The organism is Nocardia sp. NPDC050408 (assembly GCF_044458905.1).
In the GTDB taxonomy this organism is placed as follows: Bacteria; Actinomycetota; Actinomycetes; order Mycobacteriales; family Mycobacteriaceae; genus Nocardia.
The window spans coordinates 1-3,302 of the sequence record NZ_JBITIL010000054.1 but is presented as its reverse complement, the minus strand read 5'-3'; the positions used below and the strand labels follow the sequence as shown (position 1 = coordinate 3,302).

The window sequence follows — 3,302 nt, the reverse complement described above, 5'->3', positions numbered from 1 at the left end:
CCTTCCAGCCCGAGGGTGTAGGCGATGCGGCCGGAGACCAAACTGCCGGTCGCACTGTTCCCGGTGCCCTGGGCATAGTCGTGATACATCACACCCGCGAAAACACCGGTCGAGCTGCCACGCAGCACCACCGGGTCGACACCGGCGCGCTCCAACGCCTCCCAGGAGGTCTCCAGCAGCAACCGCTGCTGGGGATCCATCATCGTTGCCTCGTTGGGGCTGATCCCGAAGAACTCCGCATCGAAATCGGCTGCGGAGTATAGGAATCCACCCCGACGCGTGTAGGTCTTGCCTGCCTTGCCAGGTTCGGGATCGTAAATGCCGTCGATGTCCCAGCCACGATCCATCGGTAGATCGCCAGTGGTATCGGCGCCCGACACGACCAGACTCCACAGGTCTTCAGGCGAGGCAACACCACCCGGATAACGACAGGCCATCGCGACCACCGCGATCGGATCGTCGTCAACAGCTCTGCTGGCAATAACCTCGATATCCCGACTGGTACCAGCGAACTCATCGGCCAGATGCTGCGCCAAAGCCTGCGGTGTCGGGTAATCGAACACCAACGTCGCAGGCAGCTGTAGACCTGTCACGGCCTTGAGAGCGTTGCGGAACTCGACGGCGGTGATCGAATCGAAGCCCAGCTCGCCGAAAGCCTTATCGGCCGCGATCGCATCCGCGTTCCGATGACCGAGGATTGTGGCGACCTGGCCACGCACGATCTCCACGAGAACACCGAAGCGCTCACTATCGGGAGTATTCGCCAAACGAGCACGTAGCGCCGTAAAGGCACCCGGGGCCGCCTTACGGCGAGCGGGGACCAAACCGGAAAACAGTGCGGGCGCGGCAAACCCAGCGCTGCGGAGGCTCTCCAGGTCCAAACGGACAAGGATCGGAGCCGCTGCGTCGATCCCTGTCGCGGCGTCGAACAGCGCGAGACCCTGTTCCTCCGACAGCGGCAGCATGCCCGAACGGGAGATGCGGCTGCGGTCGACATCGGTGAGTTGCTCGGCCATACCCCCGTCCCACAGACCCCAGGCAAACGACTGGCCACAACCACCCGAGGCCCTACGGTGCGCCGCCAGCGCATCCAAACACGCATTGGCCGCGGCATAGTTACCCTGACCAGGGCTGCCGAACACACCGGCCACCGAGCTGAACAACACGAACGCCTTCAACGGCAGATCGGCAGTCAACTCGTGCAGATGCAAGGCCGCATCGACCTTGGGCCCCAACACCGCATCCATCCGAGCCGGAGTCAGCGAAGCAATGGCACCATCATCGAGCACACCGGCCATATGGAACACACCCGCAAGTGGATGACCGGCAGGAACATTGGCCAGTACCGCAGCCAATGCATCACGATCAGCGACATCACACGCGACGAAATCGACCTCCGCACCGCGAGACCGCAACTCCGCCCGCAACTCGGTGGCACCGGAAGCGGATTCACCACGGCGACTCAACAGCAACAGCCGGCGCACACCATGGGCGTCGACCAGGTAACGGGCGAACAACCCAGCGAGCAAACCACCCGCGCCGGTGATCAACACAGTATCGTCCGGACCGAAAGAGGTAGTCGCCGAAGCGGTCTCGGTGGAAACGACCGCTGTGGAATCGACGCGGGCGAGTCGCGCAATGTATACCTGCCCATCACGCACCGCCACCTGCGGTTCCGCCGCAGCCAGCACCCCACCCAGCAATCCCTCGAGTCCGGAATCGGTGTCGATCAACACGATCCGGCCAGGATTCTCCGCCTGCGCCGAACGAACCAGACCACACACCGCGGCACCAGCCAGATTCGTAACGTCTTCCCCGCCAACCGATACCGCACCACGGGTCCGGACCACCAGAACCGACTCGGTGAACCGCTGGCTTGCCGTCCAGGATTGAAGGACCTCCAAAACCTCATGCGTCGCAGCGTGAATGGCAGCGGGATCATTACCCGCCGGGCAGTCCAGCACCACCACCGGCGGCACCCGCTCACCGAGATCCGGCCACGCCACCGCGGCGACCTCGGCCTCACGCACCGAGATCGGTGTCCAATCGACCTGGAACAACGCATTACCGGCGACAGATGCATTAGCCGTGAGCTGCGCGGGATCAAATGGCCGGGAAGCCAACTGCCGCACCGACGCCACCGCAGCACCCGACGAATCCGCGAGATCTAGAGCAACGCCGTGCTCACCTATCCGTGTGAGCCGAACACGCAACGCATTGGCCCCAGCCGCATGCACCGTCACACCGGACCACTCGAACGGCAACGCCAGGCCAGTCCCGTCCGCAGGCAGGTTGTCGGCGACGCGCAGCGCGTGCAGAGCGGCGTCGAGCAGCGCCGGGTGCAGACCGAAGCGTTCTGCCTCGGCCCGGGCTTGTTCAGGCAATTCGACCTCGGCATAGAGCAGCCCGTCCGCTGCACGCCACACCGACCGAAGTGCCTGGAACACCGGACCGTACTGGTAGCCCTGCACATCCAGGGAGTCATAAACACCATCGATATCCACCGCGACCGCACCAGAGGGCGGCCACTGCACCAAATCCACAGGCGCGCTATCGATTCCCGGCGCAAGCACGCCCTCGGCGTTCAACGTCCACGACAGCACCGAATCAACGTCATCATCGGGGAGGGAGAAGATCCGCACCGCGCGACGACCCTCGTCCTCAGCACCCACCACAACGCGCACGGCAACCCCGCCGGACTCCGACAGCACCAGCGGTGCCCGCAGAACCAGCTCATCGAGACTCGAACAGCCCACTCGCTCCCCGGCGTGCATGGCGAGTTCGACAAATCCGGTGCCAGGGAAAAGCACGGTGTCCATAACTCTGTGATCGGCTAGCCAGGGATGCGTCTGCACCGACAACCTGCCGCTGACAGCGACCACATCGGAATCCGGTTGCGACACCACCGCCGAAACCAAGGGATGACCGGTAGCCACCAGCCCCATCGCCCGAGCGCCGCTACCGGTGGAACCTTCGGCCGTCCAATAACGCTGATGCTGAAAAGCGTAGGTGGGCAAGTCGATTCGCCGGGCCCCGGAACCAGCGTAGAGAGCGGCCCAGTCCACCTTGGTGCCAGAGACGAATAGACCGGCCACCCCACTCAGCACGGCCGACGCATCCGCCTGACCCCGGCGTGCCAAGGCCACCACAACAGGAGCCACGACGGCTGCCGCCGCACTGACGTGCCCATTGTCGAGGATCTGGGTAATCATCGGGGTCAACACCGCATCAGGCCCGACCTCGGCGAACCTCGACACACCCATACCCGCCATCGCGACAACCGCATCAGCGAAGCGCACCGC

General features: G+C 64.2%; 1 protein-coding gene. It reads right to left on the bottom strand.

The window, feature by feature from the left end; all coding sequences use genetic code 11:
- Nucleotides 1-3,302: SDR family NAD(P)-dependent oxidoreductase (locus tag ACIBJI_RS42510; protein WP_397088852.1), on the bottom strand; the 3,302-nt coding region annotated here is incomplete at both ends.